Annotated in this window: 14 protein-coding genes; 10 read left to right on the top strand and 4 right to left on the bottom strand. The window is 51.5% G+C overall.

What is annotated here, in order from left to right; translation table 11 throughout:
- Positions 1-65: 65 nt before the first annotated feature.
- Positions 66-311, bottom strand: a complete 246-nt coding sequence (locus Q7T66_RS11855) for a hypothetical protein (protein WP_304933531.1) — start codon at positions 309-311, stop codon at positions 66-68.
- Between the two features lie 55 nt (positions 312-366).
- On the opposite strand from Q7T66_RS11855, the gene Q7T66_RS11850 reads away from it, so the two are divergent.
- From Q7T66_RS11850 to Q7T66_RS11805, 10 genes are all read left to right on the top strand, one after another.
- Positions 367-2016, top strand: a complete 1650-nt coding sequence (locus Q7T66_RS11850) for an alpha/beta hydrolase (RefSeq protein WP_304933530.1) — start codon at positions 367-369, stop codon at positions 2014-2016.
- Positions 2017-2196: 180 nt separating this feature from the next.
- Complete coding sequence (phaR, locus tag Q7T66_RS11845) at positions 2197-2766, top strand: polyhydroxyalkanoate synthesis repressor PhaR (RefSeq protein ID WP_304933529.1); 570 nt, start codon at positions 2197-2199, stop codon at positions 2764-2766.
- Positions 2767-2915: 149 nt separating this feature from the next.
- Complete coding sequence (rimO, locus tag Q7T66_RS11840; protein ID WP_304933528.1) at positions 2916-4280, top strand: 30S ribosomal protein S12 methylthiotransferase RimO; 1365 nt, start codon at positions 2916-2918, stop codon at positions 4278-4280.
- Positions 4277-4774, top strand: coding sequence for a hypothetical protein (locus Q7T66_RS11835; protein ID WP_304933527.1), 498 nt, complete (start codon positions 4277-4279; stop codon positions 4772-4774). Before rimO ends, Q7T66_RS11835 begins: the two co-directional genes overlap by 4 nt.
- 46 nt (positions 4775-4820) lie before the next feature.
- Positions 4821-5987 (top strand): cystathionine beta-lyase, encoded by a 1167-nt coding sequence (locus Q7T66_RS11830; RefSeq protein ID WP_304933526.1) that lies wholly within the window; start codon positions 4821-4823, stop codon positions 5985-5987.
- A 327-nt stretch (positions 5988-6314) separates the two neighbouring features.
- On the top strand, positions 6315-7922 hold the full coding sequence (locus tag Q7T66_RS11825) for an ABC transporter substrate-binding protein (protein ID WP_304933525.1): 1608 nt from the start codon (positions 6315-6317) through the stop codon (positions 7920-7922).
- A 193-nt stretch (positions 7923-8115) separates the two neighbouring features.
- Positions 8116-9066 (top strand): ABC transporter permease, encoded by a 951-nt coding sequence (locus Q7T66_RS11820; protein WP_304933524.1) that lies wholly within the window; start codon positions 8116-8118, stop codon positions 9064-9066.
- 22 nt (positions 9067-9088) lie between these two features.
- The gene (locus Q7T66_RS11815) at positions 9089-9985 is read left to right on the top strand and encodes an ABC transporter permease (protein WP_304933523.1); all 897 of its coding nucleotides are present in this window, start codon (positions 9089-9091) and stop codon (positions 9983-9985) included.
- Between the two features lie 11 nt (positions 9986-9996).
- A complete protein-coding gene (locus tag Q7T66_RS11810; protein ID WP_304933522.1) occupies positions 9997-11052 on the top strand; it encodes an ABC transporter ATP-binding protein in 1056 nt (351 codons plus the stop codon).
- Positions 11049-12053 (top strand): ABC transporter ATP-binding protein, encoded by a 1005-nt coding sequence (locus tag Q7T66_RS11805; RefSeq protein WP_304933521.1) that lies wholly within the window; start codon positions 11049-11051, stop codon positions 12051-12053. Before Q7T66_RS11810 ends, Q7T66_RS11805 begins: the two co-directional genes overlap by 4 nt.
- A 68-nt stretch (positions 12054-12121) precedes the next feature.
- Here Q7T66_RS11805 and Q7T66_RS11800 read toward each other — a convergent pair whose 3' ends face one another.
- The 3 genes from Q7T66_RS11800 to serB all read right to left on the bottom strand — a co-directional run bounded on the left by Q7T66_RS11800 (position 12122) and on the right by serB (position 14323).
- Entirely contained in the window at positions 12122-12481 is a 360-nt protein-coding gene (locus tag Q7T66_RS11800; protein WP_304933520.1) for a hypothetical protein, read from the bottom strand.
- An 84-nt stretch (positions 12482-12565) separates the two neighbouring features.
- Positions 12566-13321, bottom strand: coding sequence for a hypothetical protein (locus Q7T66_RS11795; RefSeq protein WP_304933519.1), 756 nt, complete (start codon positions 13319-13321; stop codon positions 12566-12568).
- A 156-nt stretch (positions 13322-13477) separates the two neighbouring features.
- The gene (gene serB, locus Q7T66_RS11790) at positions 13478-14323 is read right to left on the bottom strand and encodes a phosphoserine phosphatase SerB (RefSeq protein ID WP_304933518.1); all 846 of its coding nucleotides are present in this window, start codon (positions 14321-14323) and stop codon (positions 13478-13480) included.
- Positions 14324-14352 lie beyond the last annotated feature (29 nt).

Genomic DNA, 14352 nt, shown 5'->3' with positions numbered 1-14352 from the left:
TTTAATTCTCGACTTACATTCAGCTTTAATTTTTCATTTCAAACTTCTAACTTGCGTTCTGCAAGTTAAGCGTCGTCTATTTCTTTCTGCAGCACTTCTTGCTTCAATCTTTCCTGTTTTAATTCTTCCTGCCGCTGTATTTCTTGCGCACGTCGCTTGCGCTTGCGTCCGCCTGTACCCATCACGTATACAATAATCGCTACCGGCAGCACGCCATACAGCAAAAAAGTCATGATGCCCGCGATGGCCGTGGTTTCCATGATCGCCATCATGAAGACGACGTAGATCCAAGCAATGGCAATAATGTACATGGATGCCTGAAGTGAAATTCAAACCGCAAAGATACTCGAAAAGAGAATTGCCAGCATGAATAAAACAGATGCGCCTGAATCCTCCGCAAGTGACGCAAGCATGCATATCGATCCTGTAATTGATCCCGCGATTGCCGCAGAATTGCAGGGCCGTTATGCACAAGAGTTTTCAACGCTGTGGCAGCAGATGCTGACCGCACAAGTGCCGGCGGTTACTGATAGACGCTTTGCCAATCCAGCTTGGCAATCGAGTAGCTTGCACGCATTCAACGCGGCCGCCTATTTGCTCAACGGAAAATATCTGGCGGCGATGGCGGATGCGATGCAAGTACCGCCGAAAGCAAAGCAAAAAATTCGCTTTGCAGTCGAGCAAATGGTGAACGCAATGTCACCCGCCAATTTTCTTTTTTCCAATCCTGAAGCGCAGCAAAAAATTATAGAGACCAAAGGCGAAAGTCTGACTACTGGTCTCAAGCATTTGTTTGAAGATATACAAAAAGGGCGTATCTCGCAGAGCGATGAATCAGCTTTTGAAGTCGGTCGCAATGTGGCGATCACCGAAGGTGCCGTTGTCTATGAAAACGAGTTGTTTCAGCTGCTGCAATACTCGCCATTGACGCCTACGGTTTACGAACGGCCTTTGCTGTTGGTGCCGCCTTGCATCAACAAGTATTACATCCTCGATTTGCAGCCACATAATTCCTTTGTGCGTTATGCGGTCGAGCAAGGGCATACGGTGTTCCTGATTTCATGGCGCAATGCCGACGCGTCGATTGCAGGTGCGACTTGGGACGACTATATCGAAACCGGCGTACTGAAAGCGATCGCCGTGGCGCAATCGGTTTCGTCTCAGGAAAAAATCAATGTGCTGGGTTTTTGCGTAGGCGGCACGATGCTGACGAATGCATTGGCGCTGGCATGTGCACGCGGCGACAAACCGATTGCCAGTTTGACTTTGCTGACGACCTTCATTGATTTCTCCGATACGGGCATGCTCGATGTGTATATCGACGAAGAGAAAGTGAAGGAAACCGAACAAGCAATCGGGCAGGGCGGTTTGATGAAAGGTCTGGATTTCAATGCCGCCTTTGCCAGCTTGCGTTCGAATGAATTGATCTGGAGTTACGTCACATCGCATTATCTGAAGGGCGAGAATCCTGCGCCTTTCGACATGCTGTACTGGAATGCCGACAGCACCAATCTTCCTGGTCCTATGTATTGCTGGTATCTACGCAATACCTATCTGGAAAATAATCTGAAGCAGTTCGGTAAATTCAAACTGGCCGGCAAGAAAATCGATTTCGGAAAAATTGATGCGCCTAGTTTTATCTATGGCTCGCGCGATGATCACATCGTGCCGTGGACCAGCGCTTACGCATCGACGAATATCCTGAACCGTAAAAAGCCGCAACAAAATCATTTCGTGCTTGGCGCATCAGGCCACATTGCCGGCGTGATCAACCCGCCTGGCAAGAACAAACGGCATTACTGGATCAACGATAAGCCAGCAACCAAAAACGATGCAGATGCATTGACATGGCTGGCCGATGCGACCGAAGTGTCAGGTAGTTGGTGGCCAGCCTGGGCCGAATTTTTGGCGCAACATTCCGGCAAAAAAATCAAGGCGAGGCGCAATTTGGGCAACGCCGAATTCAAGGCGATAGAAGCAGCGCCTGGTCGTTACGTGAAGGTGAAAGCAAGCTAAGTGCAGCGTTGGCTGTATGAATGATTGATTTTTCTTGCGCTGCGGCAGGAATGTAAAACCTAGTACTAGTTGCGTAAACCTTTGTTTTTTAGCACTATAATGAGTTGCAAAAGTGAGCGCCGCTTGCTTTCTGAGACGATAGACATAAATGCGTTGCGACGCAACAAGTTGGGAAATCTGATGACGAGTACTAAAAAAACCGCCGAGCGTTTGATCAAAAAGTATCCGAATCGTCGCTTGTACGATACGCAAACCAGTTCTTACATTACGCTCGCCGACGTCAAACAACTGGTGCTAGATAGTGAACAGTTTTCAGTAGTCGATGCCAAGACGGATGAAGATCTGACGCGCAGCATTTTGTTGCAGATCATTTTGGAAGAAGAGTCGAACGGTTCGCCTATGTTCTCCAGCGCAGCACTGTCGCAAATCATTCGTTATTACGGCCATGCGATGCAAGGCATGATGGGCTCGTATCTGGAAAAAAATATCCAGGCTTTCATCGATATTCAAAACAAGTTGACGGAAAACTCCAAAGGCTTGTACGAAGGCAAACCGTTCAGTCCGGAAATGTGGACGCAGTTCATGAACGTGCAGGGCCCGATGATGCAAGGCATGATGGGCAATTACATCGAACAGAGCAAAAACCTGTTTGTGCAGATGCAGGAACAGATGCAAACGCAATCGAAAAACATGTTCGGCGCTTTCCCTTTTGTGCCGCCAACACCGCCTAACGACAAAAATAATAAGTAAAACGACAAGTAAAGTAGGACGTAAAGCAACACGCTCCACAGAATGGCAGAGCCAGCCGTATCAGGTGGCGGGCTCAGCGGGCAAAAGGGTACAATAGCGGCTTCGCTTAGTTTGCACCAAACTCCACGCTTTTTTGCCTGCCTTTCGCCATGACCAACGCACTTCAAGTAACGCCAAAAATCGGCTTCGTTTCCCTCGGATGCCCGAAAGCTTTGGTCGATTCCGAACAAATCCTCACCCAGCTGCGCGCAGAAGGCTATGACACCGCCAAGTCCTACGACGGCGCGGATTTGGTCATCGTCAACACTTGCGGCTTCATCGACGCCGCCGTGCAGGAATCGCTAGACGCAATTGGCGAAGCGCTGAATGAAAACGGCAAGGTCATCGTAACTGGTTGCCTAGGCGCAAAAAAAGACGCCAACGGCGACGACATCATTTTGAAAGTCCATCCAAAAGTGTTAGCCGTTACCGGCCCGCACGCGCTGGGCGAAGTAATGGATGCTGTGCATTTGCACATGCCTAAGCCGCACGCACCTTTCCTTGATTTGTTGCCACCACAAGGCGTCAAGTTGACGCCTAAACATTTTGCTTACCTGAAAATTTCTGAAGGCTGTAACCATCGTTGCAGCTTCTGCATCATTCCATCGATGCGCGGCGATCTGGTGTCGCGCCCGATTGCCGATGTGATGATGGAAGCGGAAAATCTGTTCAAAGCCGGCGTGAAAGAATTGCTGGTCATTTCACAAGACACCAGCGCGTATGGCGTTGATATCAAATTCCGCATGGGCTTCTGGAACGGCAAGCCGGTCAAAACACACATGACGCAACTGGTCGAAGCGCTGGGTGAACTGGCGGCTCCGTACGGCGCGTGGGTGCGTTTGCATTACGTCTACCCATATCCGCACGTGGACGCGATCATTCCGATGATGGCCGAAGGCAAAATCCTGCCGTATCTGGACGTGCCTTTGCAGCATGCGCATCCAGATGTGTTGAAGCGCATGAAGCGCCCAGCAAGCGGTGAAAAGAATATCGAACGCATCCAGGCATGGCGTGCGATGTGTCCTGATTTGACGATTCGTTCGACCTTCATCGCCGGCTTCCCTGGCGAGACAGAAGCTGAATTCGAATACCTGCTCGACTTTTTGAAGGAAGCGGAAATCGATAGGCTGGGTTGCTTTGCTTACTCGCCAGTCGAAGGTGCAACCGCCAACGATATTCCAAACGCAGTGCCGGAAGAAGTACGTGAAGAACGTCGTGGCCGCGTGATGTTATTGCAGGAAGAAATTTCCAAAAAACGTTTGCAGGCCAAAGTCGGCAAAACCATGCGCGTACTGGTTGATGAAGTCAGCCGCACCGGCGCAGCAACTGCGCGTTCAGGTGCGGATGCGCCGGAAATCGATGGCGTGGTCTACGTCAAAGCACCGTACGAGCCGCATATCAAATACAAGGTCGGCGAATTCGTCGATGTCAAAATCACTGGCGCCGATGCGCATGATCTGTGGGCCGAAGCATGATGAAAAAAGTTTTGAACGTATCGCTGATTGCAACGCTGGTTTTGGCCGCGAATGGTTTTGCTGCAGACGTGAAGCCAGTGGCAGTGATTGCAGTTCCTGCAGCAGCACCGGTAGCGGTATCGGCTGCGCCTGTCATTTTTCAGAAACCGGTAGCGTTGCGCGGTACGGTCGGTGATGTGCAGATACAAGTTAACCTGCGTCCAAAAGCAGAAGTCGATGAAGGCCATGAAGGCGAATATTTCATCTTCGGTAATTCGCACAAGATATTGTTAGCTGGTGACATCGAGAAAGATGGCGTTCTGTTCATGGAAGAGTCTGTCAACGGTACCGATATTTCCGGCCAATGGGATGGCAAGCTGGAAGGTGATGTTCTGGTAGGTACCTGGATGTCGGCTGACGGCTCGATTACCAAACCGTTTACGCTGAAAATTATTCCGCAAGCTCAAAAGCAAACTTCGTCCAAAGCAGGCAAGGGCGTCGTCAGCAAGCAGTAATATCGCAGCTAGCTAGAAAAGTATTCATTCCCGATCGGAGAATCGCGTGGCAGATCGCCCATCCTTCCAAACCGCACTGATACACAATGACTATGTGGCGCCGGAAGGATTTGCCGCATTCCCGCAAGCGATACACCACGCATCGACAGTATTGTTCAAGGATGTAGCCAGCATGCGCTCACGCAACTGGCAGGACAAAACTGCATATACCTACGGCCTGCACGGCACACCAACTACCTTCACGCTGGAAGCACGTCTCGCCGCGATTGAAGATGGCAAGCATTGCCTGCTCGCGCCCAGCGGCTTGTCCGCGATTGCGATGGTCGACTTCGCTTTTCTGAAAAGCGGCGACGATGTACTGATTCCCGATAACGTCTATAACCCGAATCGTGAACTGGCTAATTGGCTGGAGCAAGACTTCGGCATCAGCGCGCGTTATTACGATCCTTTGATCGGCAGCGGCATCACGGATTTGATTCAGTCGAATACCAAATTGATTTGGACCGAAGCACCAGGTTCGGTCTCTATGGAAGTGCCTGACATTCCTGCCATTTGCAAAGCAGCGCATGCAAAAGGCGTATTGGTCGCGCTCGACAATACGTGGTCGGCTGGGATCGCCTTGCGTGCGTTCGACCTCGGTGTGGACATTGTTATGCAGGCGCTGACTAAATATCAATCTGGCGGTTCGGATGTATTGATGGGTGCGGTGATCACGCAAGATCAAGCTTTGAATCACAAGCTGGAATTGGCTCACATGCGACTCGGATTTGGCGTCAGCGCGGATGACAGTTATCTAGTGCTGCGCAGCTTGCCAACGATGAAGTTGCGTTTCGATGCGCATGATGCCACTGCACGCAAGATCGCCAGCTGGTTGCAGACGCGTCCGGAAATCGCGACGGTCTTGCATCCTGCACTGCCTGAATGTCCAGGGCATGAAATATGGAAGCGCGATTTCAGCGGTGCTGGTGGATTGTTTTCTGTCTTGTTTGACCCTCGCTACACAGAAGCACAGACGGATCGCTTTGTAGATAGCCTGAAGCTGTTCAAGATTGGTTTCAGCTGGGGCGGCGTGAATAGCCTGGCAGTGCCATATCGCATGCAATACATGCGGAATAACTGGCCACATCAAGGGCAACTAGTGCGCTTGAATATCGGGCTGGAAGATCCGCAGGATTTGATCGCCGATATAGAGCAAGCCTTCAAACTCTTATAAATAAAAAAGCATCCGACTGGATGCTTTTTTATTTGTGACGAAGATTATTGCGCCATCCATGTTCACGCCTCATCCAAATCCATTTCCTGCAATCACCGTGAATAGCCATCTCCCATGATGGGGCGCATGCGTTCCAAAACGGTGCCTTTGCTTACAAACAACTTACGAACAGTGCGATTCAGAGCGCTAGTTAGCCTTATTTGCGCGTCAACATAGCCCAATAAGCGCGCTTTTATTGGGATTTTCCTATAAAGCCATGAACTGGCATGCGACATGCTTATATCTGACATGTCACATCCTTTTTGTGTCCTTTAAATGGAGATTGCCATGCATTCGTATAAATGGATTCCCCGCTTGTTGATGGCGGTTCCTTTAGCCCTGTCGCTGCATTCGGGTCTGCACGCTGAAACGGTCGCCCGTTACGGTATTTCAATGGCGGACATTCCGCTGACAACCGGTCAGCCTGATCGCGGCGCTGGTGCTTATCAATTCACCGGCCACACGATCTATGATCCTTTGGTCGCGTGGGAAGCGAACATCGATTCCCGTCCGGGCAAGCTGGTTCCCGGCTTGGCGACGGAATGGAAAGTTGATCCAAAAGATAACAAAAAGTGGACCTTCACGCTGCGCAAGGGCGTCAAGTTCCATGACGGTTCCGACTTCAAAGCAGATGCAGTGATCTGGAATCTGGACAAAGTCCTGGCCGACAAATCACCACAGTTCGATGCCAAGCAAAGTGCGCAAGTTCGCCCACGCATTCCATCGATCGCTTCGTATAAAAAGATCAGCGATTACGTGGTGGAAATTACCACCAAAGATGTAGACGCGCTGTTCCCGTATCAATTGCCATGGTTCCTGGTATCGAGCCCGGCACAGTGGGAAAAAGTCGGCAAGGACTGGAACAAGTTTGCATCGCAAGCTTCGGGTACAGGTCCTTTCAAATTGGACAAACTGGTTCCACGCGAACGTGCTGAACTGGTCAAGAACGCAGGCTATTGGGACAAGACCCGCATCGCTAAAACCGATCGCATCATCTTGTTGCCTATCCCTGATGCATTGACCCGCGCCAATGCTTTGTTGAATGGCCAAGTCGACATCATCGAAACACCACCACCTGATGTCTTGCCGCAATTGAAGTCATCCGGCTTCAAGCTGGTAACCAATGTGACACCGCACGTATGGCCATATCACTTCAGTACTTTCCCAGGTTCGCCATGGACAGATATCCGTGTGCGTAAAGCAGCTAACTTGGCGATCGACCGTGACGGCATCGTTGCATTGATGAATGGTCTGGCAACACCTGCAGTTGGTCAACTCGATGCGACCAGCCCATGGTTCGGCAAGCCTACTTTCAAAATCAAGTATGACGTGGCTGCTGCACGTGCCTTGATGGCGCAAGCCGGTTATGGCCCGAGCAAACCATTGAAAGCGAAGATCGCAATCGCTCAAGGCGGTACTGGTCAAATGTTGTCGCTGCCTATGAATGAATACATACAACAAAGCCTGGCTGAAGTCGGTATTCAAGTCGAGTTTGAAGTCGTCGAACTGGAAACTTTGTATCTGAAATGGCGTAGTGGCGCGAAGGGCGATATCAACGCCAGCAAAGGCGTGACCGGTTTGAATCTGGGTTACGTCACAGCTGATCCTTTCTACGCGCTGACACGCTTCGTTGATAGCCGTTACATCGCACCGAACGGCGTCAACTGGGGTGGTTATTCGAATCCAAAAATGGATGCAACCCTGGATCAAATCCGTACCAGCTTCGATGTAAAAACGCAAGACAAGCTGCTGGCTCAAGTCCATCAAACCATGGTCGACGAAGCATTGATGTTGTGGGTTGTACACGATGTGAATCCGCATGCAATCTCGCCTAAGGTTAAAGGCTTTGTGCAGGCACAGCATTGGTTCCAGGATCTGACCACCATCCGTATGTAATGCCGGTGGCAGTTCACTGATGAAATCTGTTGTTTAGTAATTAGTTTTTGTAGTGATGTTGTTCCCTTGAAGTCCTCCCGGACGCGGTGCAGCGAAAGCTGTATCGCGTCACGGCACCGAGGATTCTAGTTTTTGAATTGCTGCAGTACCGAATTCTGTTTTTCTTATCAAGCTGTATCGCTGAAAGTTGTTTATGTTCTCCTATATTTTGAAACGTCTGCTGTACGCGATTCCGATTGCACTGAGTGTGACGGTCCTGTCTTTCATGCTGGTGTATCTGGCGCCTGGCGATCCGCTGAATGCGATCGCGCCTGCTGATGCACCTGCCGATGTAATCGCCGCGCTGAAGAGCGCCTATGGTCTCGATAAGCCGGTGCCTGTGCAATACGGCATGTGGTTATTGCGCGCAGTGCAGGGTGATCTCGGTACCTCGATTGCATCAGGACGTGAAGTCGTGACAGAAGTCATGAGCGCCGTCAGTAACACGCTGTTGCTGGCAGGTGTCGCAGGTCTGGCCGGTGTGATTGCAGGTTGCGTGCTCGGTGCGCTGGCAGGCTATTGGCACGGCAGTGTGATCGACAGGATTGCGACTTTCATTTCTGTGATCGGCGTCAGCGTGCCGCATTACTGGTTGGGTCTGGTACTCACCATTATTTTTTCCACACAACTAGGTTGGTTTCCCGCGATGGGAGCCGGGCCGGGCGGCTCGTCCGATTGGGCGTGGGACCTCGAACATTTTCGCTATCTGGTACTGCCAGCGATCACGCTGTCGGTGATCCCTATGGGCATCATCACGCGCACCGTACGTGCACTGGTCGCTGAAATGCTGGAGCAGGAATTTGTAGTCGCGCTGCGTGCACGCGGTCTCAGCAATGGCGCGATCTTCCGCCACATCGCCAAGAACACTGCACCGACCGTGCTGGCTGTTACTGGTTTGCAAATTGGTTACTTGATGGGCGGTTCAATTCTGGTGGAAACCGTTTTCGCATGGCCGGGGACCGGCTTCCTGCTGAACACTGCGATCTTCCAGCGCGATATGCCGCTGTTGCAAGGCACAATCCTCGTGCTGTGCATGTTCTTCGTCGCGCTCAATTTGCTGGTCGACATTTTGCAACCGCTACTTGATCCCCGCATGGGTCGCTGAAAAGCGCTTGAAAGGTTAAACCATGGCTTCTTCTATACAATTTTTTCCGCAACCTGCGATGCCTGTCGTTACAGCGCAACCGCGCGGTTACTGGACCACAGTTTTACGTCAACTGGTACGAGATCCAGTCGCAATGGGTGCCGCATTGGTTATTTTGCTGATCGTCGGTGCCGCAGTGTTTGCACCTTGGTTGGCGCCAGCTGATCCATTCAAAGGCAGCATGATTCGCCGCTTGTTACCGATAGGTAGCGAAGGTCACTGGTTCGGTACTGATGAACTCGGCCGCGACATGTTGACGCGCCTGATGTACGGCGGCCGCTTGTCCTTGATGATGGGCGTGCTGCCGGTATTGGCTGCGTTCGGTATCGGTACTTCGATAGGTTTGTTGGCCGGTTATGTCGGTGGCAAACTCAATATGATCATCATGCGCGTACTCGATGTGTTCTACGCGTTCCCTTCTGTTTTGCTGGCGGTTGCGATTTCCGGCGCATTGGGGCCTGGCATGAGTAACAGCATCCTGGCGCTGACATTGGTATTCGTGCCGCAAATTGTTCGGGTGGCAGAAAGCGTAACCACGCAAGTACGCAAGCTTGACTACATCGAAGCAGCGCGCATGAGCGGTGCGAGTGCGTTCTCGATTATTCGCGTGCATGTGCTTGGCAATGTACTCGGACCAGTGTTCGTGTATGCGACAGGTTTACTAAGCGTCAGCATGATTCTCGCTGCCGGTTTGTCCTTCCTCGGTCTGGGCGTACGTCCGCCAGAGCCGGAATGGGGCTTGATGCTCAACACTTTGCGCTCGGCAATTTTCCGCAATCCTTGGGTTGCCGCATTGCCAGGCATGTTTATTTTCATGACGTCGATTGCCTTTAACTTGTTGGCAGACGGCGTTCGTTCAGCCATGGATATCCGCCGATGAAACCTGATGACATGACCCTTCCTGTTGCCAATCCAGTAGACCGCGGCGGCCCTGCGCAACCGCTGCTGGTAGTCAACAATCTGAAAAAATATTTCCCTGTGCGGGGCGGTGTTTTTCAGCGTGAGAAAAAATTCGTGCACGCAGTCGATGGCGTTAGTTTTTCTGTCGCCAAAGGCAAGACGCTAGGCATCGTAGGTGAATCCGGCTGCGGCAAATCGACGACCGCACGATTGGTTGCGCGCTTGATCGATCCGGATAGCGGCAACATGATTTTTGATGGCGATGGTGTTGCTGAATTTGGTGGCATCGAGTTCAAGGAATTCCGTCGCAATCTGCAGATGGTATTTCAGGATTCCTTCGCCTCATTGAATCCACGTTTGACGATAGGCGATACGATTGCCTACGGTCCGCAAGTGCATGGTGTATCCGAGAAGGATGCGAACGAACAGGCACGTGCATTATTGGCGCGCGTAGGTTTGGAGCCATCGCAATTTGCATCGCGTTATCCGCATGAATTGTCTGGTGGTCAGCGGCAGCGTGTGAACATTGCGCGTGCCTTGGCATTCCAGCCGCGCTTGGTGATTCTCGATGAAGCGGTTGCGGCGCTGGATAAATCAGTGCAAGCACAAGTCTTGAATCTGCTGCAGGAATTGAAAGCCGAACACGACCTGACTTATTTGTTCATCTCGCATGATTTGCACGTCGTGCATTACATCAGCGACGATGTGATGGTGATGTACATGGGCCAGGTCGTAGAGATGGGCCCGGTCGAGCAGATTTATGGCAGCGCACGTCATCCGTACACGACGGCTTTATTGTCGGCGGTGCCATCGATGGATCCCGAAAATCGCACTCAGCATTCACCGCTGGCTGGCGATCCGCCGAATCCAATTAATCCGCCTAGCGGTTGTCGCTTCCGTGAGCGCTGCCCGCATGCTGAGGCAGTTTGTGCAGCGAAAATTCCTGCGCTATTGCAGGTTGCGAATGGCGAAGGACATGCCGTCGCATGTCATATGAATGATCCTGTTTCCGGTCACACAAAAGCAATCGAAGAGGTGGCTGCATGAACAAGCCTTTGGTATCAGTACGCGATTTGAGCGTGGAGTTTCATGGCAATCGCCGTGCCAATGCACTCGATAATGTCAGCTTCGATTTACAGGCTGGAGAAGTATTGGGTTTGCTGGGTGAATCGGGTTCTGGCAAGAGCGTTACCTTGCGTACCTTGTTGCGTTTGCATCCGCAGCGCACGACGCGTATCAGCGGCCATATCGAAGTCGATGGACAAGATGTGTTGGGATTGAAAGGTCGCGCGCTGGAGATGTATCGCGGTGGTACGACTTCGATGATTTTCCAGGAGCCTGGACTGGCTTTCGATCCGGTCTATACGGTCGGCCAGCAAATTACGGAAGCGATACGAGCCCACGAATCGGTGAGCCAGGACACCGCGATGCAGCGCGCTTTGCAGATGCTGGATCGGGTACAAATTCCTCAATCGCGTCGTCGTTACGATGCGTATCCGCATGAATTGTCGGGCGGTATGCGGCAGCGCGCGATGATCGCATTGGCGCTCGCTTGCAAACCTAAATTGCTGTTGGCGGATGAACCTACCACCGCGCTGGATGCTTCGGTACAGATTCAGATTTTGCTGTTGTTGCGCGAGCTGCAAAAAGAGACCGGCATGTCCGTGATTTTTGTCACGCATGACATCGGTGCCGCAGTGGAAGTCGCCGATCGCATTGCTGTCATGTACGGCGGTCGCATCGTGGAAGAAAATACAGTCAAGGGCATCGTCACGACGCCACGCCATCCTTACACAGCGGGTTTGCTGGCATCGACGGTCAGTCACGATAATCGCGGCAAGCCTTTGCCTGCAGTGCGCGGCGCTCCGCCAAATCTTGCCGCACTACCGCCAGGATGCAGCTTTGCACCACGTTGCGATAATGCGAGCGAGCATTGTTTGAGCGAGCGGCCTGCGATTATTTCTGCGGGTGGTGAACGGCTGGCATGCTGGAATCCAGTCGTGCCGCTGGTAACAAAAGCTGATGCTGACGAAGCGCTAGCCGTTTAAAAACTGTGCCGCATAAAATAAAAAAGCATCCGTATGGATGCTTTTTTATTTGGTGAATTGAAAAACAATTAAGGCATGGTCTTGTTATCGTTCAAATCAACGATGCCCTTGATCAAACGATAGAGCTTCCATAGCCACGCAACTGTCCAGATCAGGAACGCAAATGGAATGCCGACAAAGGTCAAGAACAAAATACCGCCCAGTGTCATCCACACCAAATACCACCAAAACGAACGAATTTGCCAGCTGTGATGGCTGTAAACAAAAGTGCTAGCAGCATCTTCACGCTTGACGTAATTGATGATCAACGGGATGAAGGAAAACGCGCCCAGCGAAAATATCAGGCTGGCAGCGTGCGCGATGTAAAGCCACCATGCGAGGTTTTTTGCGGATTGCAGGCGACTATCAAATACAACTTCCTGATTCATGGTTCTCCCCTAAAGCAATATAGATGAGCGCACAGCAATAAAGTTTCATAGACCTGCTTACGCATGCATTGCAGATGGGGCGGATTACTTGGTTTGCAAGCGAGGATTGAGCGCCGCGCTTTTCACCTTGCTCGACTTGAGTTCCATAGGCGGCAGTCCGAGAAAAATATGTCGGTAGGACGCATACAGCAAGCCGCCCAGTATTGGATAGAGCGGCACCACCGTCAGGCCGTGAAACAGCCCGCCTGCCATCATCATCAGCGAACACAAGAAGATCACGATGACGACAAACTTGTTCTGGTTCAGCGCAGCAAAGGTTTGATCCAGACAGACCCGCAACGATAGGGGCGTGCAGACGATCAGCGGGATGGCAAACCACGGCAGAATAACCAGCAGCCAAATACCTATCGAGAAAAGGATCTTGGAGCCGGCCAGGAAATCGCTGATCTGGTGAACTTGCGCAATATACGGTGTGCTACCTGCATGCGGTCCTACGACAGAACCCTTTATCATCAGAATGATGAGCGACAAGGCCATGATGAGGATACCAACTGCCAGCGCGGAACAGAGCAGTAGCCGTAGCAGGCTGTCGAATGTTGCTTTGAGAGTAGCGAGTACTGGCTCTGAAGTGTCGGCGCTGTAGGCCAGCAAAACGAAAACGCCTAGCAGTACTGGGGAAATTACAGTCAGCACCAAGGTTGGAAACGGGCTCAAAAAACCGATGGTCAGCAAGACCATGCAGACATTCAATGCCAGATGTTTACCGGAGAGATGCACTGCTTCCTTGATCCAGCGCCGCCAGCTGGATGTCTCGACTTGTCGTGGGCCAAAAGTATTCATCGTCATTCTCGAAATCAGTGATGAGCCCGCGAACTATTATCGCGCGGTCTGCCAGCTAAAATGGAAACGCGGTGTGCTGCTTATGTTTTTTTGTCTGCATTTTCTCAAGCATAAGTAAATCTTGAGATCAGTGCAAATATATTCGACAGCCTGTGCTCAAGCTGGGAATAGGTGCAACAGGCCGTCCAGACCGACGAAATTGAATGCAACATTTGCCTGCGCGCGCACCACTGGTTTGGCGCGAAAGGCGACTGACAATCCAGCGATCCGCATCATCTGCAAATCATTGGCGCCGTCGCCCATCACGATAGCTTGTTGTGGGGAAATGGCTAGCTCATTGCAGACGCGTTCGACGGTTGCTTTTTTCTCTTCGCCATCGACGATGCCACCTATGACTTGCCCGGTCAATTTTCCGTCCACGATTTCCAGTTGATTGGAGTGTGTGTAGTTGAGATTGAGTCGTTGTTTCATGCGGTCAGTGAAGAAAGTAAAGCCGCCCGAAACCAGCAAGGTCTTCATGCCTGCGGCTTGTATGCCAGCCAGCATTTTTTCCGCGCCCAGTGACAGCGCCAAGCGTTCGTCGTAGACGCGTTGCAAGGCACTTGCATCCAGGCCTTTGAGCAAGGCGACGCGACGCGTCAGGCTTTCCTTGAATTCGATTTCGCCGCGCATCGCGGCCTCGGTGATTTCTGCGACCTGCGGTTTCAATCCCTGCATGTCGGCGATTTCGTCTATGCATTCGATGGTGATCAGCGTCGAATCCATATCCATCGCGGCCAGTTTGAAGTCGGACAAAGCACGGCTGCGTTCTATGAAGGCGTAATCGAGTTTTGCCGCCCATGCCGCCATATCTATTTGAGATTTGACTTCATCGTTGTAGTTGACATCGATGCAGCGATACGCGTGCTCACCGATCGCAACGATGGTGCGTGGACGTGCGAAGCCAGCGATCTGTTCGACTATATGACGCTGTGCGGTTAGTCCTTGCAAAATCAAATTCATGGTGATGTCGATTAAAGATGGATCGTTGT

The organism is Herminiimonas sp., assembly GCF_030655415.1.
This window is presented reverse-complemented; position numbering and strand designations above follow the sequence as displayed.

Bases quoted from the DNA above. Each gene is read 5' to 3' on its own strand.
- Q7T66_RS11810 (WP_304933522.1), top strand. From the start codon at position 9,997: ATGACCCTTCCTGTTGCCAATCCAGTAGACCGCGGCGGCCCTGCGCAA.
- serB (WP_304933518.1), bottom strand. From the start codon at position 14,323: ATGAATTTGATTTTGCAAGGACTAACCGCACAGCGTCATATAGTCGAA.
- Q7T66_RS11815 (WP_304933523.1), top strand. From the start codon at position 9,089: ATGGCTTCTTCTATACAATTTTTTCCGCAACCTGCGATGCCTGTCGTT.
- rimO (WP_304933528.1), top strand. From the start codon at position 2,916: ATGACCAACGCACTTCAAGTAACGCCAAAAATCGGCTTCGTTTCCCTC.
- Q7T66_RS11795 (WP_304933519.1), bottom strand. From the start codon at position 13,321: ATGAATACTTTTGGCCCACGACAAGTCGAGACATCCAGCTGGCGGCGC.
- Q7T66_RS11820 (WP_304933524.1), top strand. From the start codon at position 8,116: ATGTTCTCCTATATTTTGAAACGTCTGCTGTACGCGATTCCGATTGCA.
- Q7T66_RS11835 (WP_304933527.1), top strand. From the start codon at position 4,277: ATGATGAAAAAAGTTTTGAACGTATCGCTGATTGCAACGCTGGTTTTG.
- Q7T66_RS11850 (WP_304933530.1), top strand. From the start codon at position 367: ATGAATAAAACAGATGCGCCTGAATCCTCCGCAAGTGACGCAAGCATG.
- phaR (WP_304933529.1), top strand. From the start codon at position 2,197: ATGACGAGTACTAAAAAAACCGCCGAGCGTTTGATCAAAAAGTATCCG.
- Q7T66_RS11825 (WP_304933525.1), top strand. From the start codon at position 6,315: ATGCATTCGTATAAATGGATTCCCCGCTTGTTGATGGCGGTTCCTTTA.
- Q7T66_RS11805 (WP_304933521.1), top strand. From the start codon at position 11,049: ATGAACAAGCCTTTGGTATCAGTACGCGATTTGAGCGTGGAGTTTCAT.
- Q7T66_RS11800 (WP_304933520.1), bottom strand. From the start codon at position 12,481: ATGAATCAGGAAGTTGTATTTGATAGTCGCCTGCAATCCGCAAAAAAC.
- Q7T66_RS11855 (WP_304933531.1), bottom strand. From the start codon at position 311: ATGTACATTATTGCCATTGCTTGGATCTACGTCGTCTTCATGATGGCG.